The following is a 23,681-nucleotide window of genomic DNA, read 5'->3' on the forward strand; positions in this document are numbered from 1 at the left end:
AAATAATTACATTTTAGTCGCTATCGGTGGGGTTTTGAGGCGCGTCTTCGCGGCTGAAGCGTGAATCACGCAGGCTTTCTTTCACGAGTCGCAGGCGGTCGCGGAAGTCTGGGCCGCTGCGCAGGGTATAGCCAGTGATCAGCACATCAATCAGCACTAACTGGGCGATACGCGAGGCCATTGGCATGTACACGTCGGTATCTTCGGGAACTTGGGTGGACAGTACAATGTTGCATTCGCGTGCTAGTGGGCTATCAGCGGCGGTAATACCGAGCACGGTGGCTTGGGTTTGCCGCGCGATACCGGCTATTTCGCACAAGGCTTTGGTGCGCCCAGTGTGACTGATGCACACCACCACGTCGCCTTTGCGGGCATTGGTGACGGTCATGCGTTGCATCAATAAGTCGTCAGAAAAGAACACCGGCGTGTCGAAGCGTAAGAATTTGTTTTGCGCATCGTGCGCTACCGAGGCTGAGGCACCAAAGCCGAAAAATGAAATTTTTGGTGCTTGGCTAAGGGCGTCAATGGCTTGCTCAAGGGCATTGAGATCAATGTGTTTGCGGGTGATGTTCAGCGCCGCCATGGTCGATTCGAAAATTTTACTGGCGAATTCAGCGGTGCTGTCGCTCTGCTCGACGTGACGATTTACAAACGGCGTGCCTTTGGCGAGGCTTTGGGCCAGCAGCAATTTGAAATCTGGGTAGCCTTTGGTATCCAAGCGCCGACAAAAACGATTCACCGTTGGCTCACTAACATTGGCGAGTTTGGCTAATACCGCTATGCTCTTATGAATTGCAGCTTTCGGGTCGTGCAGAATGACCGCTGCTACTTTGCGTTCCGATTTGCTGAATTGCGCCATGTCGCGGTGCATTTTATCGATTAGGTTCATCACGATGTTCCGAGCGTTTTTGTAATTTAATTACATTTATTGGATTTGAATCGATTTCGCTGATAGCATCCTACCTGATTTGTTGGAAAATTACATAATCATGAGGAAATTCATGACCACCGCAGCTCCATGTGACCTTATTTTATTTGGAACTTTGGGCGATCTGGCCCGCCGCAAGCTGTTACCAGCGCTCTACCAACTGGACCGTGCTGGGTTATTGCACGATGCCAGCCGCATTATTGGGGTGGCTCGGGATGGGCTGTCGGTCAGTGAATACCGCCAACGGGTTGCCGACAGTTTAGGTAAGTTTATTACCAAAGAGCCGCTGGATGAGGCGGTGGTTGAACGCTTTTGTGCGCGCCTCAGTTACTGCGGCATTGATTTGGCCGAGCTTGAGGCCTATGCCGCGTTGACCGATCATGTGGATAGTTCTAGCCGTACGGTGATCAGCTATTTCGCCACGCCGCCAGCTTTGTTTCCGGTGATTTGTGATGGCCTGGCGAGTATTGGTTTGACCGAAGCGCCGGCACGGGTAGTGCTGGAGAAGCCGCTGGGCCACGATTTAGCCTCGTCAAAACGTATTAACCAACATGTTGGGCGCTACTTTGACGAGTCGCAAATTTACCGTATAGACCATTATCTGGGTAAAGAAACGGTACTGAATTTGTTGGCGCTGCGCTTCGCTAATTCACTGTTTTCGTCGCATTGGGACCACACCGCGATTGATTCGGTGCAAATCACCGCCGCCGAGCAGGTTGGTGTGGAGGGGCGTTGGAGCTATTACGACGACGCTGGGCAACTGCGCGATATGGTGCAGAATCACCTATTACAGGTGTTGTCATTGATTGCGATGGAGCCGCCTACCCGGCTTGACGCGGAAAACATTCGCGAAGAAAAACTCAAAGTCTTGAAGTCGTTGCGGCCTATTACCGTAAGCAACGTGCGTGATGATACCGTGCGTGGCCAGTATACCGCCGGCTTTGTGGCTGATCAGAAAGTACCGGGCTATTTACAGGAAGAAGGCGCGCGTAGTCGTAGTGCTACCGAGACCTTCGTGGCGCTGAAGGTGCATATTGATAATTGGCGTTGGTCGGGAGTGCCGTTTTATTTGCGTACCGGCAAGCGCATGCCAGAAAAACGCACCGAAGTGGTGATTAGTTTTAAGCCACAACCGCACAATATTTTCTACGAAACATTAAGTGAGCTGCCGGCTAATAAATTGATTATTCGCTTGCAGCCTGACGAGGGCGTGGAAATTCAGATGCTCAACAAAGTGCCGGGCTTGGGCAAGCAAATGCAATTGCAAACCACCAAGCTGGATTTAAGTTTCTTTGAAACCTTTGAGCACCATCGCATTGCCGATGCCTATGAGCGGCTGCTGCTCGAAGCGATTGAGGGTAATCAATATCTGTTTGTGCATCGTGAAGAGGTTGAGCATGCTTGGCGCTTTATCGATGGCGTGTTGGCGGCTTGGCATAATTCGGCCGAGCTACCCAAGAATTATCAGGCTGGCACCTGGGGTCCAGTCGCGGCGGTGAATTTGCTGGCGCAAGATGGCCGCCAGTGGGATGAGTCGTGATGTTGGCAGTACGCAATTTTGCTTCCGACGCTGAGTTGCTGGCGGCCTTCGTGCCGATGTTGCAGCAGCAGTTACAGGGCGCCATTGACGTTCGCGGCCATGCTTATTTGGTGGTCTCCGGCGGCCGCACACCGATTCCACTGTTTGAGCAATTGGCGCAGTTGCCGTTGGACTGGTCGCGCGTGACTGTGTGCCTCGCCGATGATCGCCGCGTGCCCCTCGACCACGACGCCAGCAACGAACGCCTAGTTCTAGAACACCTCGCAACTGCTAAGGGGCAGAAAACTGCTAAGGGGCAGGCACTTAAGGGCTCGGCCCTTAAGTGCCTGCCCCTTAGCCTTATCAGCCTCGGTGGTAGTCTCAGCGAGGTGCAACAGCGGCTGGCCTCGTTGCCGACCTTTGATGTGGTGATCTTGGGGATGGGCGATGATGGCCACACGGCGTCGCTGTTTCCATGCAGCGCTGAGCTGCAACACGGCTTGACCACCAGCGATGATGCGCTACTGGTGCAACCGACTACGGCGCCGCACCAACGTATTACGCTCAGCAAACAACGGCTGCTCAACAGTCGTCACATTTATATTCATGTGTCTGGCGCCAGTAAGGCAGCAGTGCTTCAGCAAGCGCTGCTACAGGGGCCGGACACCGCAATGCCGATACGCGCGTTTTTGCGCCAACAGCAGGTGCCGGTTACGGTGATGCTGGCGGCCCCGCGCGCCGAAACGAATGAGGTTTAACCATGGCTTCTGATACCGTGCAGCCGCAGCTGCATCCAACTATCGCGGCAGTGACCGCACGCATTGAGGCGCGCAGCGAGCAACTGCGGGCCGACTACTTGCGCCGTATGGCCGAAGCGCGGCGTAAGGGGCCGCATCGCGGTGCGTTGTCGTGTGGCAACTTAGCCCACGGTTTCGCTGCTTGCGGGCAAGCCGACAAGGGCGGTTTGCGCAGTTTAACCAAGGCCAATATCGGCATTGTAACCGCTTACAATGACATGCTGTCGGCGCATCAGCCCTATCACGATTACCCTGAGCGTATCAAAGAGGCAGTGCGTGCCGTGGGTAGCGTGGCGCAAGTCGCGGGCGGCGTACCAGCCATGTGCGACGGCGTAACCCAGGGCCAGCCAGGCATGGAGCTGAGCTTAATCAGCCGCGATGTGATAGCTATGGCCACTGCCGTGAGCTTGTCGCACAACATGTTCGACGGCGGTTTGATGCTCGGTATCTGCGACAAAATTGTCCCCGGGCTGCTGATTGGTGCGCTTAGTTTCGGTCATTTGCCGTTTATTTTTGTGCCCGCGGGGCCAATGCCGTCGGGTATCAGTAACAAAGAAAAAGCCCGCGTGCGCGAACTGTACGCAGAAGGCAAAGCCAGTAAAGAGCAATTACTCGAAGCCGAGTCGGCGTCGTACCATAGCGCTGGCACCTGTACTTTTTATGGCACCGCCAACTCGAATCAGCTGGTGGTGGAAATTATGGGCCTGCACTTGCCCGGCGCCTCGTTTGTCAATCCGGGTACTGAACTGCGTGATGAATTAACCCGCGTAGCAGCGCAGCAAATTACTCGCATAACCGATTTAGGCACGGATTATCGACCAATTGGCCAGCTCATCAATGCTAAGAGTTTGGTCAACGGCATTGTTGGCTTGTTAGCGACCGGCGGCTCGACCAATCACACCATGCATTTGGTTGCCATTGCTCGCGCCGCTGGCTATGTGATTGATTGGAATGACTTTGCTGAGTTATCGCAAGTGACGCCATCGTTGACGCGCATTTATCCCAACGGCGAGGCCGACATTAACCATTTTCAACGCGCTGGCGGCATGGCTTATTTAATTGCCACACTGCTCGATGCTGGCTTATTGCATGAGGATGTGGACACGGTCATCGGCCATGGTTTGCGCCGCTACACTGAACAGCCGCAGCTGCACGACGGCAAACTGGTGTGGCGACCGGGCCCGCAACAGTCGCTCGACACCGATGTGTTGCGCAGTGCCGAGCAACCATTTAGTCATCATGGTGGGCTAGCCTTGGTGCAAGGTAATTTAGGTCGCGCGGTGCTGAAGACCTCGGCCTTACCGGCGGGTGTTGGCGCCGTGACCGCGCCGGCGGTGGTGTTTTCTTCACAGCATGAGCTCGACGCTGCTTTCCAAGCCGGTCAGCTCGATCGTGACTGCGTAGTGGTGGTGCGCTTTCAAGGGCCCAAAGCCATTGGTATGCCAGAGCTGCATAAATTAACCCCGCCACTTGGGGTGTTGCAGCAACGCGGCTTCAAAGTGGCGCTGGTCACCGACGGTCGCATGTCCGGCGCTTCGGGTAAGGTGCCGGCGGCTATTCACGTGACCCCTGAGGCGCTCGATGGCGGCTTGTTGGCGAAAGTTCAGGATGGTGATTTGATCCGTGTGGATGGCGATGCTGGGGTGCTGGAACTACTGGTAGATGCCGCTGAACTTGCTAGTCGCGCTCAGGTAACCTGTGATTTAACCGCCAGCCATTACGGCATGGGCCGCGAGTTATTTGGCGGCTTTAGATTACAACTAAGCGGCGCCGAGCAGGGTGCCTGTGCGTTATTTCCCGGAGAGCCGCTATGACGTCTATTGCTGCAGCTGAAAAAGCCGAACTGAGTAATCAAGATTATGCCGTGGTAGCCGATATTGGCGGTACCAATGCGCGCTTTTGTCGAATCAATTTGAATACCTTTGAGCTTGATCATATTCAGGTATTCCCATGCGCTGATTTTCCGACGCTCACCGATGTGATGGTGGCCTACCGCGAGCAGCAAAAGGTGCCATTGGTGCATGTGGCCATTGCCATTGCCTGCCCGGTGGATTCTGATTCTATCCATATGACCAATCATCATTGGCAGTTTTCTATTCGTGGTGTGCGCAAAGCCATGGGCTTGAAAACCTTTATTGTGCTCAATGACTTTGCCGCAGCGGCGATGAGTTTGGTGACGCTAGAAGCGCACGAACTGACGCAAATTGGCGGCGGTGATATTGAGCGCGGAGCGCCTAAAGCAGTGGTCGGTGCGGGTACTGGTTTGGGCGTTGGCCATTTAATTACCCTGAGTAATGGCGATGTGATGCCGCTGCCAGGCGAGGGTGGGCACGTTGATTGGGCGCCAACCACGGAAAAAGAGTGGGCGGTGCACCGTTTTATTGAAAACCGTTATGGCCGGGTGTCGGCCGAGCGGGTGCTTTCGGGGCCGGGCCTTGAGACTTTGTATTTGGCGCTGGCGGATTATCATGGCCGCAATGTATCGCCGTTAAGCGCGGCCAAAATTGGTCAGCGCGCGCTCAGTGGTATCGACACCTTGGCGCTGGAGACCGTGAACGTGTTTTTTGCGAGTTTAGGGAGCTTTGCTGGCAACTTGGCGCTCACCCTGAATACCCGTGGTGGCGTGTATATCGCTGGTGGCGTGGTGCCAAAATTGCTGCGCATGATGGTGACTTCGGAGTTTCGGGCGCGGTTTGAGCATAAGGGGCGCTTTTGTAAAGTGGCCGAAGCCATTCCGTGCTTTGTCATCACCGCCGAATACGCCGGTTTGCGCGGCGTTGGTCAATATTTGAAACAAACATTGCAGCAGCGAGGAGCTTGAGCATGAGTTTTCCACAATGGCGCATAGCGCCGGCTGAATTGTTTGCCTTAGGGCCGGTGGTGCCGGTGATTGTAATTGACGATCTGGCCGATGCACTACCCATGGCACAAGCTTTATTGGCGGCAAATGTACGACTGCTGGAGGTGACTTTGCGCACTCCGGTGGCGCTAGAGGCCATCGCGCTGTTGAGTGACGCGCTCCCCGATGCGGTGGTCGGCGCTGGTACAGTAACAACGCCGGAGCAACTGGCACAAGTGCAGGCAGCAGGCGCGCAATTCGCCATTAGCCCAGGCATTACAGAGCCGTTGTTGGCCGCTGGTGCGGCCGGCGATATTGCTTTGATCCCCGGCGTGGCGACTATTTCGGAGCTGATGCTGGCGCGTTCGCATGGCTACACCCACTTGAAATTTTTCCCAGCCGAAGCCGCTGGCGGTGTGCGTATGCTGCAAGCTATTGCCGGGCCGTTCCCCGACATAACCTTTTGCCCCACCGGCGGCATTCATGCCGGTAACTATCGCGATTACTTAGCACTGCCGAATGTGGCCTGCGTGGGTGGCTCATGGATCTTACCGCGCGCCGCTATCGCCGCGAAAGACTGGGCTGCCGTCACCGCCGCCGCCACCAACCCCTAGGCTAAGGGGCAGGCACTTAAGGGGTTCGCGCTTAAGTGCCTGCCCCTTAGCTTTTTCAGGAAATAAGCGCTACTATCAAGCTGTTGAAATGACTTGGAGTGCAATGGAATGGCTCGGAGCAAGGCAGGATTATGCTTAATTCTTTGGTTGGCCGCGGTCAGCTCAGCTTTGCTTATGTCCAGCGCCCATGGCTCCACTGCTAAGGGGCAGGCACTTAACGCTAAGGGGCAGGCACTTAACCCGGACACGCCCCATATCATCTTCACCGGTTCAGAATTTTACCCACCATTACAATGGCTTGACACTAACCGCCAGCCCCTTGGCTTTTTGCTGGAGCTGCAGCAGGCGATGGCGGCAACGGGCATCTTCACCGCCGAGCATAAGTTGCAGCGCTGGAATGATGCGCTAGAAGCTGTGCGCAACGGCGAAGTACAAGCTGTGGCACTTATTGCCAGCGAACAACGACAGCAATGGTACGACTTTACCGCACCGATTTACTATGTCGCTCATGCTATTTTCACCCGCACCAACGAGCGCTTTTATGGCCGTATCGACCAGCTTGGCGAGCGTCGCGTGGCGGTGGTGGAGGGTGCTTATGCACAGCTCGAATTGCTCGCCAACGGCTATAGCGTCAACACCGTATTGGCGCGCGATGAATTACATTGTTTGCAATTGGTCGCGCAACAGCAGGCCGATGCGTGTATTGAGGTAATTGCCACTTCTCGGCATTTGATTGCCGATTATGAACTCGATTTACATCAAGCGAGCCCACCATTCTGGCCGCAACCATATTCCTTTGGTGTGCAAAAGGGCGATAGCAAAACCTTGCAGCTATTGAATACTGCGTTAGCGGAGATCATTATCGACGGCAGCTATCAGCAGGTGTACGAGCGCTGGCTACCCTACCTTGAATGGCAGCCCAAAACGCTCGTCGATTATCTGCAGCAGTTTGCATGGTTATTGGCGCTATTGTTGGCCTTAGCACTGGCGGGCTTAGTGTGGTTATTGCAGTTGCGCCGCCAGCTGGCATTTGTGGCATCGCATGATTTGTTTACTGGTTTATTGCGGCGCAATGAATTTGTGGAACGCGTTAATCAGCGTCTCAGTCGTGGTGAAAATGGCGTGCTGGTGGCGGTACGAATTAATAATTTAGATAGCGTGATGACAGCTTTTTCGTACCAAACCTCGATAGCCATGTTGCAGAGTTTTGCTCGGCGCTTGGACAACCCGCGGGTGATTGAAAAATCCCATTTTGGCGCGGGGCTATTTGCACTGTGGGTGAATGAGTTGTCGGACATTGACGAGTTTTTCCACTTTATCGCGACGCCATTAGCCATTGATGTGGTCGACATTGACCCCAGTGAAGTCATGGGTTTAGCAGTGAGGGAGCCCGGGGTGGATGCTGAGGAGCTCAGTCGGCGCGCCTTAACGGCGTTATCTTATGCCCAAGGTCATGGCTATCATTGGCTCGAATATCAGCAGGATTTTGAACCAGATCCGGAAGATTTGCTGCTATTACGCGAGTTTGCTCGGCGCGGTAACAACGACTTTGTGTTGCATTTTCAGCCACAGTTTAATGCTCGTCGCCGTAAGATCGATGCGGCGGAGGCGCTAGTGCGGTGGCAACATCCTGAGCGCGGTCTGTTGGGGCCATTGCGCTTTATTGGTTTGCTGGAAGATGCGGGGTTGATCACGCAGTTAACGCGTTGGGTGATTGCCGAATCGGTACGAGTTTTGCAGCAACAGCTGTTAGGCCCTGACTTGCAACGCTTGAGCATTAATGTGACCCCGCACGATTTGTTAGAGCCGGGCTTTGTCAGTTTTGTGCGCGACAGTGTCGCCAGCATTGACCCTCGGCAGTTGTGCTTTGAGATTACCGAAACCGGATTTTTTGAGGATTCCCAGCAAGCCCGCGGTATTCTCGACGAGCTAGTCGCCATTGGCATTCAATGCAGCGTCGATGATTTCGGCACTGGCCATGCGTCGTTGTCGTACCTGAGCCTGTTTCCGGTGAGCGAAGTTAAACTCGATCGGTCGTTTGTGTGCGATGTCATCACCAATGAGCGCAATCGTGCCATTGTAAAGTCGTCGATTGAGCTGGCGCATGTGCTCGGCATTGAGGTGACCGCTGAGGGCGTTGAAGATGTCGCTACATTTGAGCTGTTGCAACGGCTTGGTTGTGATCGAATTCAGGGCTTCCACATTGCCAAGCCGGGGTTGCCAGCGGATATTAAGCCGCTGATTGGTTAAGTGCCTGCCCCTTAGCCTTAAGTGCCTGCCCCTTAGCAGTTCTGGTTAGCGGTGGTAGTCGGCGACTAAGCCGAAGCGGGCGGCGATTTGCGCGGCCAGGGCTTGTTTGGCAGGTAGTTCACCATGCACCAGCCGCACTGCTTTGACGGGTGCTACGGTGGTTTGCATAAACTCGAGCAGCTCGCGCTGGTCGGCATGGGCGGAGTAGCCACCAAGGGTATGAATGCGCGCAGCGATGCTAATACGTTCATGGTCGAGCACCACATAACCGCCCTTAGGACCGTACTGCTGGATCTCGCGCCCCGGCGTTCCCTCCGCTTGATAGCCAACAAACAGCACGTCAGTGCGCGGGTCGGGTAGTAACGCCTTCAAATAATTAACGATGCGACCACCGGTGCACATGCCACTAGCGGCAATCACAATACATGGGTCGCCATGCTGCTGCAGGTAGCCAACAATATTCTCATGCTCCTGATGACTCTCCACAACATGCAACCGGGCAAAATTAAGGGGCTGGCGGTTAGCGTCAAGTCGTTGTTTTGCCTCATTATCCCATAACCGTTTCAAGCTGCGGTATTGCGCGGTATAGCGCTGTGCCAGCGGCGAATCGAGGATCACTGTCATTTTGCGCCAGTGCGGATTGCTAGCAATGATGTCTTCAATTTCATACAACAATTCCTGCGTGCGGCCAATACTAAAGGCCGGAATCAACACACTGCCAGCATCTTCAATGGCGCGCTCTATGACCTGCTGAAGGCGCTGCTGGCGGCTGCTGCGATCGTCGTGATTGCGATCACCATAGGTGCTCTCCAAAATCAGCAAGTCAGCACGTTCTAGCGGTGTGGGGTCGGGCAGTAATGGCGTATCTTTACAGCCGATATCGCCGGAAAATACCACCCGATAGCCGTTGTCATGGTCAATTTCAGCATAGGCCGAACCGAGAATATGACCGGCCTGCCGCAGTCGTAAGCGCACCGGCAGTGGTTGCAGATCCTGCCAACTGTCATAGGCCAACGGTACCAGTAAGCGGCGCATTTTTTTTAGCAGCAGTTGGTTGCTGCGATCGCTATCACGGCGGGTCAGCCCGAGCGCGTCTTCCATCACAATCGGTAGCAGTAGCGCGGTGGCTTCGGTGCAATATATTGGTGCGTTAAAGCCAGCCTCAAGCAACTCCGGTAGTCGGCCAACGTGGTCAATGTGGGCGTGGGTGATGATAAGACCACGCAGGTCACTGGCATCCTGATAAGGGGCAGGCAGATAAGCCCCCTGTTGGTAACTGCCTGCCCCTTGAAGTTCGTCGGTGCCCTGAAATAGGCCGCAATCGACCAGTAACGACTGCTGCTCATTGATTATCAGCTGATGACATGAGCCCGTGACGCCGCGGTGTGCGCCGTGATGGATGACCTGCATGAAGCATCTCCTTTGCGTTAAGTGCCTGCCCCTTAAGGGTGATGTTTTATTGACCTATGGGTCAATATACGCTAAATAACAAATAAACAACAACGAGGAGAAAACGAATGCGAACGTCTATCTGGCTGACCTCTGCGGTCAGCGCTCTGTTGCTGCTTAGCGCGTGCTCGGGCAGTTCGGAAGGTGCATCGGAAGAGCAAATAGCTGATGCCCTTAAAATGCGTATTGATCGCGGTATTGAAGTCACCGATGTCACTATTGAGGTGACCGAGAATGTCGGCGACCAAATTGAGCCAGAGTTTCGTGCGCGGTCAAAGGTTGAGTTACGCTTTACCGAGAATTTTTACGAGCGCGTTGGCCGCATAGGTGATGTGGCGGTGGTGAAGCAGACGGCTGAAGATGGCGATCGCTTTACCGGTTCATTGATCACGCGCTCTACGCCACGCGGTGAGAGCTGGCGGGTTGAGATTGAACGCTTTGATATTCCACGTATTAGTGGCGCGGCAGAGAGCGCCTTTGGTGTTAACGGGTTTGTTATTGCTGATTCATCTGAGCATCAACGCCTTATTGACGAGCAGCAAGAACGTGAGCGCTTAGCACAACAGGAAGCTGAGCGTTTGGCCGCTGAAGCCGAAGCCGCTAAGCAAGCTAAAATTAACGAGCTACTAGCACGTATTGAAGGCAGCTGGTCAAGCCGCAATCCAACCTTATACAACGGTGGCATATTTACCAGTCGCGATGGCCGCAAGATGGCGTTTGAATTGACCTTTCCGCCGGCTACCGGTGGCTTTGGCGAAGGCACCGTAGTGATGTATGACTATGACACGCCATGGCTGCAACAGGAGATCCCGATGACCTTTAAGGTGGCTAATGATGCCAGCCATGTGGTCGTCAACTTGGTTCGTGATACCAAATTTGAGCCGACCAATTTCACCATATATCGTACCAGCTCGCTGCGTTTTTCACCCGACGGTTTGCTGAGTTTTGACGGCTCGCGCCGCGGTACCGAGTACACCACGCAATTGCAAAAAGGCGTGAATGAGCCGCGACTTGCGCAAGTGCAGCGTTATCAGCAGTTGCTTGATACCCATAAGCCACTTGAGGCGAGTTATCGCTTTGACCGCTTGCCTCTGCAGAACAATACCTTTGCACTGTTTTGGATTGATGCGCATGCCAGTGGCGATTTGTGGGGTGATGGCGAATACAGCTCTGGTAGCAATCCGGGAACCGCTGCGGTGCATGCAGGACTGCTTAAAGCGGGCGAGTTTGGGGTGATAAAAATCACCCGGCTACGGCAGAATACCCGCCCCGATCGCCCGGGCACCACCCGTAACGGCGTGACTTCGCAGAGTTACTCGAATTACGAGTATTACACCATGGAATTAATAGAAAAAATGTAACCGACTAGCCGAGGCGCTCTGTTTCTGGCAGAGCGTCGACCGGCAGTGGTTGACTGAAATAAAAGCCCTGACAAAAATCACAGCCGCGGCTAGTCATAAAGGCGAACTGCGCGGCGGTTTCGATGCCTTCGGCGACTACCTGCAACTGTAAGCTTTTTGCCAGTGCCAGAATGGCCTCAATGATGGCTTGGCTGCTTGGTTCATGCAACCCAGCCACGAAGCTTTGGTCTATTTTCAATTTCTTAATAGGTAAGCGGCTGAGGTAACTTAATGATGAATAGCCGGTACCAAAGTCATCTAAGGCAAAGGCTATATCGAGTTTACTAATGGCAGTCATGACTGCTATGGATTGTTCAATGTTGTCTTGCAGCAGGGTTTCGGTGAGCTCAAATAATAGCTTATTGCCGTTGACCTGATGCTGCGCTAGCAACTCGGCAACATAAGTGGGTAAGCGCTGAGGGTCCATTTGGGTGGCGCTAATATTAATGGCAATATGCCAGTTTTTTCGCACCGGGTGCTGTTGCCACACGCTGACTTGCTTTATCGACTGCTCAAGCACCCAATCACCTATTGCCACCATCAGGCCGTTACGCTCCGCGAGTGGAATAAATTCAGCGGGCGAAATGGCCTCACCATCACTGGTGTGCCAGCGCAGGAGAGCCTCAACACCGACAATGGTGCCATTGGCAGCAATAATCGGCTGGTAAAATAAACTCAGTTCATTGTGCTCAATAGCTTGGCGCAGTTGCTGAATGAGATGGGCATCGCGTTCGGCGGTTTGCTGCAGTGTTTCATCAAAGAAGCAGGCGCGGTTTTTGCCTTGGCGCTTGGCGGCATACAAGGCCAAATCAGCTTGCTTGAGTAAGTCACCGGCAGCGATGCTCTCGCCACTGGAAAAAATCACCACACCAATACTAGCATTGACCTGTAGCTGGGTATTCTCGTACAAAAACGGTTCGGAAATGGCCCGATTAAACTGCTGAGCTTTGTTGCGTGCCTGCCACTGAATAGGGTTTTCGAAGTCATCCTGCAACGGCGTGACTATAGCAAACTCATCGCCGCCCAACCGGTACAGGCTATGATGTTCTTCGCGCATTTGTTCTAACTGCACGGTAATGTGCTTGAGCAACAGGTCACCGGTGAGATGGCCAAAGGTATCGTTAATATCTTTGAAGCTGTCTAAGTCTGCCAACAATAGCGCATATTTGTGCTGACGCGGGCCAGCGTGGCTGACTAGCTTTTCTATGGTATCAAATAGCGCTGTGCGGCTGCCCAAGCCAGTTAAATAATCGCGTTCAGCAACCTTACGGGCGGCTAATTCCGCGGCTCGATAGCGTAGTTCTGACGCTTCTAGCTTGATATAGGGGTCGCGAATACGCGCCCGATACAATGCCCAATACATAAAGGTGTAAGCAGTCACTTTCAATAAGTGACCCACAAACATGGCTAAATCGTTGGGGTTGGTATAGCTGGCGAAGTACCAACTGGCGCTGGCGAGAAAAATTGCAGCATAGGCGACCAGCTGTAGCTCTCGGCTTTGCTCATGTTGGGCTCGCACAAATAGTAAGATGCCGAGCACAAAGTTGGCGATGCTAATAGCATATTCTAGGTAAATTTTCGGCGGCTGTAGGCCTTGGCCGGGAATATAGAACACTGGCAATTGTTCGGCGTAAATGGTACCTACCAATAGTAAACCAACGGCTACGGCAAATACTAAACCAAACAACAGTGGTAACTTCAGCGGAATAGCGATGCGCCACAGTAACGCCGCAAAACAAAATACCTCGAGGCTGCGCCCGATCAACCAAAAGAATATTGCTTTATCGAGGGGGTTTTCGGTAATAAGGTTTGGCATGCCCGGATACGATAAGGCATGCAACACATCCATCACAGCAATCAAACTGAAGGCAGCAATCAGGGCTTTACTTGACGGTTGTTTGCTCAAGTTCTGCTGTTGCAGCATGACCAAGACAATCAATGCAGCGATAGCCGCCGAGTAGTATTCAAACAGGGTATGTACGACTAGGAAATCATCATGATGTGTGAAAATTACCCATCCAGGCGCATGTTGCAGGCCAAAGAATGTCAGCACCATGAGTATGATGATTAGCCATAACATACCTACTGCGGATAGATACCTTGGCATTCTGCCCTCTATGTAAAGCTCAGCCAACTATTGCATTCAGCATATACCCTTTTTAATAGTCTGGAAATAGCTGCTTTATCAGCGTTGTTAATGCCGCTTCCGCACTGCGCTTGATGTGCTCGCGGTCAGTTTGGTCACCAACTTCATAGGTCACGCCATGCACGCCGAACTGGTCAGCGATATATTGCTTGAACACGCCTGAGTTCGGATTATGGCTGGGTTTGTTTTCGATCGGCATGGCCAGCTCATTGGCTAATGCCGTCAACCAATCATTGACCAGCTGCGGCTGCTGTAGCGGCTCACCGCTTACGGTGACATAATCGGCGGTCATGGTGTAGAACACATCGCGCCAGGTCGAATGAAAATCTAAGGCGAGACGAATACGGCCACCAGCGGCGGTGATTGCCGTCAACTTGGCGTGCACTGCTTGGGTTTCTGCTTGGCTGCGTCGCTTCCAGTCTCGGTTCAAATCAACACCATTGGCATTGTGACGCCAATTGCCAGCGGCTACGCCATCGGGGTTGACCATCGGCACCAACAGAATGTTATAGCGCTGCCGGAACACTCGCATGGCGGTGTCGTCGCTGAATAATAGCTGGCTAAAATGTACCAGAGCGAGGGCGCCGGTGACCTCTGGTGGGTGTTGTCGGCCAATGATTACCAGCCAATCAGCGCTGCCATCAACGCGGTGCTCTAACGCGTGAATAGGGCGGCCTTGGCTACTTTCGCCTAAAGTAATCAGCGCAGTTGGCGCTAGTTCAGCTAACCAGCTTGGATAAAAGCTGGTGTCGATAATTTCACCGCCAGCCACATACACAGTGTCAGTAACGGTGACTTGGAACTGCATCTGTTGTTGGTCTTTTTCATACGGCACTGGCTGCCAGTTTTGCTTATCGCTGCTAATGCGCGGTTGATAGCGGGCCGGCGCACCATCAGAGAGCAGGGTGATGGTGATAGTTTGCGCCGTTTCGGACTGATTGGTCACTTGAAAGGCATACCAAGGGCTTGGATTAATCGGGGTGTTTTCTGGTTTAAGTGTGAGGGTGTAGCTATTACTGGCGGTTTGCTCACAGCCATCCAGCCGACCACTGTCAAAATCGCTACTAAAGTGAATATCGGCAAAGCTGCAGCTTGCGCTGGCAACGCTCGGTAATGCAGTGATGCTCAGTGCCCAGGCAACTATTACTAGTAACGATAGTTTGGTTTTCATCAATGACTCTCCGGTGTGGCGATTAAGCCCGTGCAATAAAATGCGGATTAAGCAATTCTGGCTTTTGATTGTAACGCAGTGGCTGACCATCGAGGGTACAGACTGAGCCACCGGCGGCAACTAACAGCGCATGACCGGCGGCGGTGTCCCATTCACTGGTGGGGCCCAGGCGGCGATAAACATCGGCGTTGCCCTCAGCAATCAGACAGAATTTTAGTGAGCTACCCATTGGGATGAAACGATGCTCGGTGGTGTTATGTTCAGTGATACTATCGGCAGCGCTGCGATGGGAACGTGACACCAGAATACGCAGGGGGCTGTTAGCACAGAGCTGCGGCTGGGTGTGAATCGCGTGACCATTGCAATAGGCTTGCTTAGCCTGCACGTCGGCACTATACAACTTGCCTAAAGCGGGTGCATACACCACACCCAGCACCGGCGCATCGTGGTCAATCAGGGCAATATTAACGGTGAATTCCCCATTGCGTTGAATGAACTCTTTACTGCCATCGAGCGGGTCAATCAGCCAATAGCGTTGCCATTGCTGGCGCAGTTGCCACGGCGTTAATGCCGCCTCTTCGGATAGTTGCGGCCACTGCGGCGTGAGTTCGGCTAAGCCTGCGCTAATGATACGCTGGGCCGCTAAATCCGCTGCGGTAAGCGGGCTGCAATCGGCTTTTTGTTGCACTGCAGCAGCGCTGGCAAAGTCGTCGGCTTGATAAATCGCCATGATCGCTGCGCCGGCTTGTTGTGCCAATAATTCTATCGATGAGAGTAATGCCTGCATTAACTGCCAGCCCCTTAAGGTTAGTCTAAAATTTCAACATTTTAGTATTGCAAATGACATTGATTTATAGGCGGTTGTTAAATCGACATCTTTACCTTGTCAAGGTAGAGTAAAGACGTAACGGATGAATACACCCAAGGATATTACTCACGACTATGCAAGATATTAGTGTACGACATCGTAAGATAACCCTTTACAACGGTGAAGAGAAATTTTCTTCGTTGAGTATTCCATCGGCTGAAACCAATGGCCGCGCGTTACAGATCCTGCACGGCGAACTGAGCCGTAACCCCATTCTAACCCACGCGGTATTTCGTGATCGCGCCGGCAAAGACTGGATAGTCACCCGCGACCATGGTTTGATTCAGCGTCTTATTATAGCTGCTCGGTCGGCGTAAAGAGTCATACAAGCCCTACGATTTGATCTATTCACGCCCTATTATTTGTGCTTATACTGATGTTATAGAACAATTCATCAGTTTTGGGGCGTTGTTTGCCGCATGGCATTTATTAAAACAGATCTGCAAGGTCGCTCAGTCCTTCACCTAGTCACAGCCTTATCGCTGCTGGCTTCGGGAAGCATGGTGCTTGCCTATCGGTTGTTTGAGCCCACGCAATTACTGCTGTTCCATTCGGTCAGTTCATCCTATCTCGTCATTATGATTGGCCTTGGCGTTGCTATGTTATGGCGCAATCAAGGTGGGCGGCGCACTATTGCTGCGAGTTTCGCGGCCCTGATTGCTTTTGTCGCCGCTATTGATGGGCTCGGTTTTAATGTATTCGACCCGTTTGATTCTCAAATTCACCCGGTTCCCTATGTGTTGTTGGGGGTAGCGGCGCTGACCCTCATTCGGCCACCAAGCCAGCCCCATCATCGTTCCAGTACCGACGTTAAGTTTATTCAGGGCTGTGCCACCTATGGGCTGCTGATTGCCTTGGCCGGTCTGTTGCTGCTGATTCCGCACTTAATTTTCCAGCAGCCGTTTTTGGCCCGTCACCCGATGGGCAGCTTGATTATCTGCGCCAGTTTAATGCTGGCGGGAACCGCGCTATACGCTACTCACCATAGCGGCCGTCGGCCGATGCCGAAGCTGGCGCGGTCGAGCTTCACCTTCACGTTAGTGGTGCTTTACAGTGTACTGAGCGCTGGCATTGTGATGTTTCATAATGAAATGGAGTCTATCCGGTTACAGGGCGTGCAGGCTGTTGAGGGCTTGAATTCGGCTCGCAAGGCGACGGGTTCTGCCAATATTGATCTGTTTCGCCGTTTGGCAACGCGGTGGGAATCGTATTCACCGGCTGATCATGATCGGCTGATGGATTTAGATATGCGTGATTTTCTCGAGCAAGTTGATTTTCTTGATAGCTTTATTTTGCTGGCACCCAATCGGCAAGTGCGCTGGGAACGGGTTAAGCCGAATGAAAAGCCCTCAGCCTATTTGCTCACCAGCGACCCTGCTATTGCGGCTGAATTGGCGGCCAATCCTTACCCGGCCGGTGTGCAGTTGATGGTGGTATCGCCACAATTAGTGTTCCCACGCTCCAAACTCTTAGTACGGCTGAGCGTAAAGTTTGCCGATGATGAGCCGGGACGCCCCAGCTCGTTTGTGGCGGTATTAGATGTACAACGAATGTTGGCGGTGGCTAATTCTGGGGTGTATTCGCCGATCTTCACGTACACCAAAGTGGGTGATGAGCGGCTGCTGGATCAACATGGCTTTTGGGTGACCCCAGAAAACCAGCTGTATTTGCAGGAAAGCGCGCTGTTCCTGCATGGTGGTCAGCTCTCCACCGATTACAGTAGTGGCACTCCTATTTATAGTTATCTGTATGATTTACGCGATATGCAGGGTACCGCCAATTTGCAGGTGCTGATTGTGCTCGCTGGCATGGGCTTGGTGCTGCTGGTGGTATTGGCGGTTGAGCGTAATGCGACCCTTGAAGACCAAGGGGCGCGGTTAAAGTATCAAGCTGAACATGATGCCTTAACCGGGTTGTTGAACCGCAACAGTATTGAGCGCTTTATTGCCAAGCGTTTTAACGAACAAGGTGATATGGCGGTATTATTTATTGACCTTGATGGGTTTACCCTGATTAACGATAGTCTTGGCTTGCAGGTTGGTGACGAACTATTGCGCATGCTGGCGCAGCGGCTGCAGAATAATCGCCCACGTAACACCGAATTGGCACGTTTTGCTAGTGATGAGTTTTTACTGGTCATGCAAGGGGTCAGTGGTCATGCTGAGCGCGTGTTGCAAAGTGCTAATGACATGATGTCTATTGTCGCTCAGCCATATCGAATTGGGCCGCACAAGATCTATTTGACCGCCAGTATTGGTGTGGCCATGCAAACCGACGATCAGCGTACGCCATTGGAGTTAATTCAGCGTGCCGATATGGCCATGCACCAAGCCAAGAAATTGGGCCATAACCATGTGCAAGAGTATGACCGCTCCATGGCGCAGCGCATGCAAAGCATGGTGTCTATGCGCTCTAGTTTACAAGAAGCCATTGAGCACGACCGCCTACAACTGTACTACCAGCCGATCGTCAATTGCGCCAATCAACAGGTAGAAGCCTATGAGGCCCTATTACGATGGGTGCATGAAGATGGCAAAGTGGTCAGCCCTGGTGAGTTTATCCCGTTGGCGGAAATGACTGGGCAAATTGTACCCTTGAGTGAGTGGGTGTTCCGCCAAGCCTGTCATGATTTAGCGCAGATCCGCGAAAAAGGTTCGTTCAAGATCACTGTGAACGTTTCAGCGTTGCATTTCCATCGTGCCAATTTTGTTGAGTTTCTGGAAGAAACCCTCGCTAATAGTGGCGTCAAAGCTGAGTGGATTGAACTGGAAATGACCGAGTCGATCTTATTGGAGAATAGCTATTACGCCATTCGCCAATTACAGCGCTTGCGTGAGCTCGGCTTTACCGTTGCTTTGGATGATTTTGGTACCGGCTTCTCCAGCTTGAGCTACTTGAAGCGTTTACCCGTTGATAAGGTGAAAATTGACCGTACCTTTGTGGCCGGTATTCGCACCCATAAGAGTGACCGCGTGCTGATTGAGAGCGTGATAAAAATTGCCCAGAGTTTGAATTTCAATGTGGTGGCTGAAGGTGTGGAAACGCCGCAACAAGCCGAGTTCGTTACCGAACTCGGCTGTAACTATATGCAGGGCTTTTATTTTGCCCGGCCAGCACCTATCGACGAGCTGTAATAAGCGGTTGCGGTTACTTTGATATAGGCGTTAGCAGCAATCACCTCAGCGCTGGCGTCGCTGGTGATACCACGAATAATAGTGCCGGCACTTGACGATTCGCGGGCAACATCGGTGATAACGATGACATTGGCGCCCAAACGAGCTGCCTGAGTTTGCAATCGACCAATTGCATAGGCAAGTTTTTCTTCGTCGGTGGTGCGTGTTGCTAGCGCATAGGTCGTACTCAAATGAGCAATCTCTTCGCTGCCGGTTGGCCGTTTATTATAAATCCGCACCTCTTTTTTATCGATGGCCGCGCGCGGCTCGCCGACAATTTCAGGGGCATTGGGTTGGGTGGCACAGCCGCTTAGGCTGGCGCCGATAGTTATTAACAGAGCCAAAGTGACGATACGCATGATATACCTCCAGCGATTTGTTGTACGGGCATGAATGGCTGTACAAGATACGCGCATTGTACCTGCGCGGAGCACAAAAAAACCGCCATCTGGCGGTTTTTTTATACAAGCAATCGCAAAATGCAATTTCGGCTGGGGCTAGAAGCTATACATCGCCATAAAGTGCAAGCGCGTTAAGTCGCCATCAGCGCCGTTTTCAACCTCGCGCATGGCCTTGGAGATTTCAGCACCGAAGGTCAGGCGTTGTTCTGCTTGATACATGATGTTGAAGCCAATACGTTGCGTCGACTTGGTGGCATTACCGGTCAGCACCGTATCGTTATCCGCTGAACCATAGCTATAGACCAGGTTGCTGCGGTACTTATCGTTCCAAACGTGGCGATAGGCGAGGGTCATGCCACTGGTTTTGATGGCTTCTAGTTCGCCATTGGCATCAATCACGGCACCATTAAAGGTATTTAAACCCATGTAGCGGCCGATACCTTTACCGGTGGTGAATGAAGCGCGCACATCGTTGTCGCCGAGCTGCCATTTAGCCGACAAACTGACGCCGTAACCGTTGGTGGTTTCATCACTACCAGTACCTGTCACGTCATAGGCCAACTGCCGCACCAAGCCTGCCACAGCCCAACTCACATCGCCGGTTTTACCTTTGTATTTGACGGTAAAATCAGGCATGACGCTGTCGCTCGAGGTGATGCGGGCGCCGCCACCAAATGGTGTGACGGTGGTTTCTGGGTTTTCTAGTGCCACACTGAAGTTACCGTCGGTGTAGCGAACTTGCGCTTGGCGGACGAATACCATACCGTCGGTAGCACCGATAAAATCAACGGACTCCGGCAGAATGCTGAGTTCCTGGAAGTTCGACCAGGTTTGACCAAAGGTCCATTTGCCATAGGTGATAAAGGCTTGACGTAAGCGCGGAGCATAGGAGTTGGTGATGCGCTCATCACCCACTGGAACAGTCATAAAATCTAGTTCAATACGGCCAGTAATGGTCTCGCCGTTATCAAGAGTCTGTTTGGCATCAAACCAAAACCGTGACTGGCGGGCATGGAAATCGGTGACCGCATCGTCACCAGTGCCGCCCACTGGGGTCAGGCTGGGGATATAAAACTGGCGACCCAGGTTGCCACTGCCAGCGGCCGTGCCCTCACCATAGTCGCTCATAAAGGCGTCAAGTTTCACATAGCCGCCAAAGCTCCATTTTGGCGCATCAGCAGCCTGGGCTGGGGCCATCAGTAAGCCGCCGAGTACTGCACTGGCAAGCAGAGATTTTTTAAGTTGTTGTTGCATTGCGGTGCTCCTTGTTGAGTTCTGCATTCAATCAGGCCCTGTTACATGACCATGGCAAAAGCATTGACCTATCGTTATGATTAATCAATCTAGACTATGGTCTAATGGTGCTTGAAGCCGCGAAAATACAAGCTATGAGGCAGAAAAGCGGTGGCCAAATTGAGGAGGATTTATGTCGCAAACGGTTTATTCAGTACCGGTAAAAGCAAAGCAACGGGCACATATTGATAACGATCAGTATCTTGCTATGTATGCCCAAAGTGTCGAAAACCCCACTGAGTTTTGGCAACAACAGGGCCAGCGTATCAGCTGGTTTAGCCCATACAGCCAGGTCAAAAACACCTCATTTGCGGCTGGTAAGGTCAGTATTAAGTGGTTTGAAGACGGTACCTTGAATGCCTGTTACAACTGCGTGGATCGGCATTTGGCTGAGCGTGGTGACAAAACTGCCATCATTTGGGAAGGCGATGATCCATCGGTTAGCGAGCATATTTCCTATCGGCAGCTGCACCATGAGGTCTCACGATTCGCCAACGGCTTGAAAAAATTGGGTGTGGGCAAAGGTGACCGGGTAGCTATTTATATGCCGATGGTGCCTGAAGCGGCCTATGCCATGCTTGCTTGCGCGCGTATTGGTGCCGTGCACACGGTGATTTTTGGTGGCTTTTCACCGAATGCGATTGCCGATCGAGTCAATGATTGTGGCGTGAAAGTCATTGTCACCGCGGATGAAGGTCGCCGCGGTGGTAAAGCTACACCGCTCAAGCACAACGTAGATATGGCGTTGAAAGATGGGCGCTGCCCCAGTGTTGAGCACGTGGTGGTGTGTAAAGTGACCCATGGCGACGTGAGTTGGGCCGAGCATCGTGATATTTGGTGGGACCAACTCGTGAAAGATGTCGCCGCCGAGTGTCAACCGGAAGTCATGAATGCCGAAGATCCGCTCTTTATTCTTTACACCTCAGGTTCTACCGGCAAGCCCAAGGGCGTTCTGCACACTACCGGTGGTTACATGGTCTGGGCGTCGATGACCCATCAGTATGTGTTTGATTATCACGAAGACGATATTTATTGGTGTGCAGCCGATGTCGGTTGGATCACCGGCCATAGCTATATTGTCTATGGGCCGTTAGCCAATGGCGCCACTACCTTAGTGTTTGAGGGGCTGCCGACCTATCCTACGGTGGGGCGTATCGGTGAAATCGTAGATAAACACGCGGTGAATATTCTCTACACTGCGCCAACCGCAATTCGCGCCTTGATGGCGAAAGGCACTGCCGCTGCCGACAGCAGTCAGCGCAGCAGTTTGCGCACCTTAGGCAGTGTTGGTGAGCCAATTAACCCCGAGGCTTGGGAATGGTACTACCGTACTATGGGCGATAGCCGCTGCCCGATTGTTGATACCTGGTGGCAAACTGAAACCGGCGGCATCATGATCACGCCACTGCCTGGGGCGACCGATCTGAAGCCCGGCTCAGCAACGCGACCGTTCTTTGGCGTGCAGCCAGCACTGGTCGATGCCGATGGTCACGAACTTAGCGGCGCTACCGAGGGTAATTTGATTATCAAGGACTCATGGCCGGGGCAAGCACGTACCTTATGGGGTGACCACGAACGCTTTGAGCAGACCTATTTTTCGGCGTACAAAAATGTCTATTTTACTGGCGATGGTGCACGGCGTGATGACGATGGTTATTACTGGATCACCGGGCGTGTCGACGACGTATTGAACGTATCAGGTCACCGGTTAGGTACCGCGGAGATTGAAAGTGTGCTGGTGGCGCATCCGAAAATTTCCGAGGCGGCGGTGGTGGGATATCCACATGACCTGAAGGGCCAGGGTATTTATGTGTACATCATTCCTATGGCTGGTACTGAGGTCAATGATGCGCTGACCAAAGAAGTACGTGATTGGGTTCGTTCAGAACTCAGCCCGATTGCTACTCCAGACTACATTCATTGGTCAGCTGACTTACCGAAAACTCGCTCGGGCAAAATTATGCGACGAATTTTACGCAAAATTGCCGCCAATGAATTTGAAAACTTGGGGGATACCTCTACGCTTGCTGATCCGTCTGTGGTAGATTCGCTGATAGACAAACGCTTGAATCGCTAACAGCAACGCACACAGGTAGGCATGGCCAAGTTTTTAATCGCCGATGATCATCCATTGTTTCGCGAGGCTCTACAAGGAGCCCTCGCGAATCATTATGAGCAGCTGCAACTGCGTGAAGCCGGTGATCTCGACGCCACCTTGGCGGCCTTGGCAGACGACGATGACTTAGATTTGCTGCTGCTCGACCTGCATATGCCAGGCAGCGGCGATTTATACGGTTTGATTCGTATCCGCGATACCTATCCTATGTTACCTATTGCGATTATTTCTGGCTCGGATGACCCGGCTGTGGTGGCTAAGTGCATTGGTTTTGGGGCCTTGGGTTTTATTCCCAAATCGCTGCCGTCGGCACAGATTGCTGAGGCCATTAATATCATCATGCAGGGTGACGTGTGGGTACCTGAAGCAGTACGTGGGCGCTTAGACAACTTATCCCATGATGACCAAGAGCTGGCGCGCAAAGTGGCTGATCTGACGCCCCAGCAATATCGCGTGCTGTTCTTACTGCATGAAGGCTTGTTGAACAAACAGATTGCTTATCAACTGGCCATCACCGAAGCCACCGTAAAAGCCCATATTACCGCAATTTTTCGCAAGCTCGGGGTATACAACCGTACTCAAGCGGTGTTGTTAGCCGAACGTTTGCAGCTTGAAACGCCGATTAGTTGAGCAACTGGTTACGTTTTTACATGCACCGTTACATTTTGTAACACCCTCCGCACAAAGACTCTACAACTAGACAATAAACAGTGGTAC

At 52.7% G+C, this 23,681-nt stretch carries 18 protein-coding genes; 11 read left to right on the forward strand and 7 right to left on the reverse strand.

Annotated elements, in window-relative coordinates:
* Positions 1-13: 13 nt before the first annotated feature.
* Positions 14-889 (reverse strand): transcriptional regulator HexR, encoded by an 876-nt coding sequence (gene hexR, locus EFO84_RS03390; protein WP_127346671.1) that lies wholly within the window; start codon positions 887-889, stop codon positions 14-16.
* Positions 890-1,001: 112 nt separating this feature from the next.
* Between hexR and zwf the strand changes: the two genes are divergently transcribed.
* From zwf to EFO84_RS03420, 6 genes are all read left to right on the forward strand, one after another.
* A complete protein-coding gene (gene zwf, locus EFO84_RS03395; protein WP_127346672.1) occupies positions 1,002-2,468 on the forward strand; it encodes a glucose-6-phosphate dehydrogenase in 1,467 nt (488 codons plus the stop codon).
* Complete coding sequence (gene pgl / locus EFO84_RS03400) at positions 2,468-3,205, forward strand: 6-phosphogluconolactonase (RefSeq protein ID WP_127346673.1); 738 nt, start codon at positions 2,468-2,470, stop codon at positions 3,203-3,205. The genes zwf and pgl overlap by 1 nt, the downstream gene beginning before the upstream one ends.
* A gap of 29 nt (positions 3,206-3,234) precedes the next feature.
* Positions 3,235-5,058 carry a phosphogluconate dehydratase gene (edd, locus tag EFO84_RS03405; protein ID WP_127346990.1) on the forward strand — a complete coding sequence of 608 codons (1,824 nt, stop codon included), beginning with the start codon at positions 3,235-3,237 and terminating at the stop codon, positions 5,056-5,058.
* Positions 5,055-6,065, forward strand: a complete 1,011-nt coding sequence (locus tag EFO84_RS03410) for a glucokinase (protein WP_240642638.1) — start codon at positions 5,055-5,057, stop codon at positions 6,063-6,065. The genes edd and EFO84_RS03410 overlap by 4 nt, the downstream gene beginning before the upstream one ends.
* Before the next feature lie 2 nt (positions 6,066-6,067).
* The gene (locus EFO84_RS03415; protein ID WP_127346674.1) at positions 6,068-6,697 is read left to right on the forward strand and encodes a bifunctional 4-hydroxy-2-oxoglutarate aldolase/2-dehydro-3-deoxy-phosphogluconate aldolase; all 630 of its coding nucleotides are present in this window, start codon (positions 6,068-6,070) and stop codon (positions 6,695-6,697) included.
* A 108-nt stretch (positions 6,698-6,805) separates the two neighbouring features.
* The gene (locus EFO84_RS03420; protein WP_127346675.1) at positions 6,806-8,947 is read left to right on the forward strand and encodes a putative bifunctional diguanylate cyclase/phosphodiesterase; all 2,142 of its coding nucleotides are present in this window, start codon (positions 6,806-6,808) and stop codon (positions 8,945-8,947) included.
* A 45-nt stretch (positions 8,948-8,992) separates the two neighbouring features.
* Here EFO84_RS03420 and EFO84_RS03425 read toward each other — a convergent pair whose 3' ends face one another.
* Positions 8,993-10,357, reverse strand: a complete 1,365-nt coding sequence (locus EFO84_RS03425) for an MBL fold metallo-hydrolase (RefSeq protein WP_127346676.1) — start codon at positions 10,355-10,357, stop codon at positions 8,993-8,995.
* A 107-nt stretch (positions 10,358-10,464) separates the two neighbouring features.
* On the opposite strand from EFO84_RS03425, the gene EFO84_RS03430 reads away from it, so the two are divergent.
* Positions 10,465-11,757: an LCCL domain-containing protein gene (locus EFO84_RS03430; protein WP_127346677.1), complete on the forward strand. Its 1,293-nt coding sequence runs from the start codon at positions 10,465-10,467 to the stop codon at positions 11,755-11,757.
* 4 nt (positions 11,758-11,761) lie between these two features.
* Here the strand turns inward: EFO84_RS03430 and EFO84_RS03435 are convergent, their stop codons facing one another.
* The 3 genes from EFO84_RS03435 to cysQ all read right to left on the reverse strand — a co-directional run bounded on the left by EFO84_RS03435 (position 11,762) and on the right by cysQ (position 15,900).
* Positions 11,762-13,876, reverse strand: coding sequence for a putative bifunctional diguanylate cyclase/phosphodiesterase (locus tag EFO84_RS03435; RefSeq protein WP_164742367.1), 2,115 nt, complete (start codon positions 13,874-13,876; stop codon positions 11,762-11,764).
* Between the two features lie 79 nt (positions 13,877-13,955).
* Positions 13,956-15,113, reverse strand: coding sequence for a M14 family metallopeptidase (locus EFO84_RS03440; protein ID WP_164742368.1), 1,158 nt, complete (start codon positions 15,111-15,113; stop codon positions 13,956-13,958).
* 22 nt (positions 15,114-15,135) lie between these two features.
* Complete coding sequence (gene cysQ, locus EFO84_RS03445; protein ID WP_127346680.1) at positions 15,136-15,900, reverse strand: 3'(2'),5'-bisphosphate nucleotidase CysQ; 765 nt, start codon at positions 15,898-15,900, stop codon at positions 15,136-15,138.
* Between the two features lie 155 nt (positions 15,901-16,055).
* Between cysQ and EFO84_RS03450 the strand changes: the two genes are divergently transcribed.
* Together EFO84_RS03450 and EFO84_RS03455 are read left to right on the forward strand one after the other, a co-directional pair.
* A complete protein-coding gene (locus EFO84_RS03450; protein WP_127346681.1) occupies positions 16,056-16,298 on the forward strand; it encodes a hypothetical protein in 243 nt (80 codons plus the stop codon).
* 102 nt (positions 16,299-16,400) lie between these two features.
* Positions 16,401-19,115, forward strand: coding sequence for a putative bifunctional diguanylate cyclase/phosphodiesterase (locus tag EFO84_RS03455; RefSeq protein WP_127346682.1), 2,715 nt, complete (start codon positions 16,401-16,403; stop codon positions 19,113-19,115).
* On the opposite strand, the gene EFO84_RS03460 is transcribed toward EFO84_RS03455, so the two are convergent.
* Together EFO84_RS03460 and EFO84_RS03465 are read right to left on the reverse strand one after the other, a co-directional pair.
* Positions 19,079-19,513, reverse strand: a complete 435-nt coding sequence (locus tag EFO84_RS03460; protein ID WP_127346683.1) for a hypothetical protein — start codon at positions 19,511-19,513, stop codon at positions 19,079-19,081. The genes EFO84_RS03455 and EFO84_RS03460 overlap by 37 nt on opposite strands.
* A 138-nt stretch (positions 19,514-19,651) precedes the next feature.
* Entirely contained in the window at positions 19,652-20,809 is a 1,158-nt protein-coding gene (locus tag EFO84_RS03465; protein WP_127346684.1) for a DcaP family trimeric outer membrane transporter, read from the reverse strand.
* 172 nt (positions 20,810-20,981) lie between these two features.
* On the opposite strand from EFO84_RS03465, the gene acs reads away from it, so the two are divergent.
* Both acs and EFO84_RS03475 read left to right on the forward strand, forming a co-directional pair.
* Positions 20,982-22,925 (forward strand): acetate--CoA ligase, encoded by a 1,944-nt coding sequence (gene acs / locus EFO84_RS03470; RefSeq protein WP_127346685.1) that lies wholly within the window; start codon positions 20,982-20,984, stop codon positions 22,923-22,925.
* A gap of 21 nt (positions 22,926-22,946) precedes the next feature.
* Positions 22,947-23,594, forward strand: coding sequence for a response regulator transcription factor (locus EFO84_RS03475; protein WP_127346686.1), 648 nt, complete (start codon positions 22,947-22,949; stop codon positions 23,592-23,594).
* Positions 23,595-23,681: the final 87 nt, after the last annotated feature.

This window comes from Pseudidiomarina mangrovi, assembly GCF_003999375.1.
In the GTDB taxonomy this organism is placed as follows: Bacteria; Pseudomonadota; Gammaproteobacteria; order Enterobacterales; family Alteromonadaceae; genus Pseudidiomarina; species Pseudidiomarina mangrovi.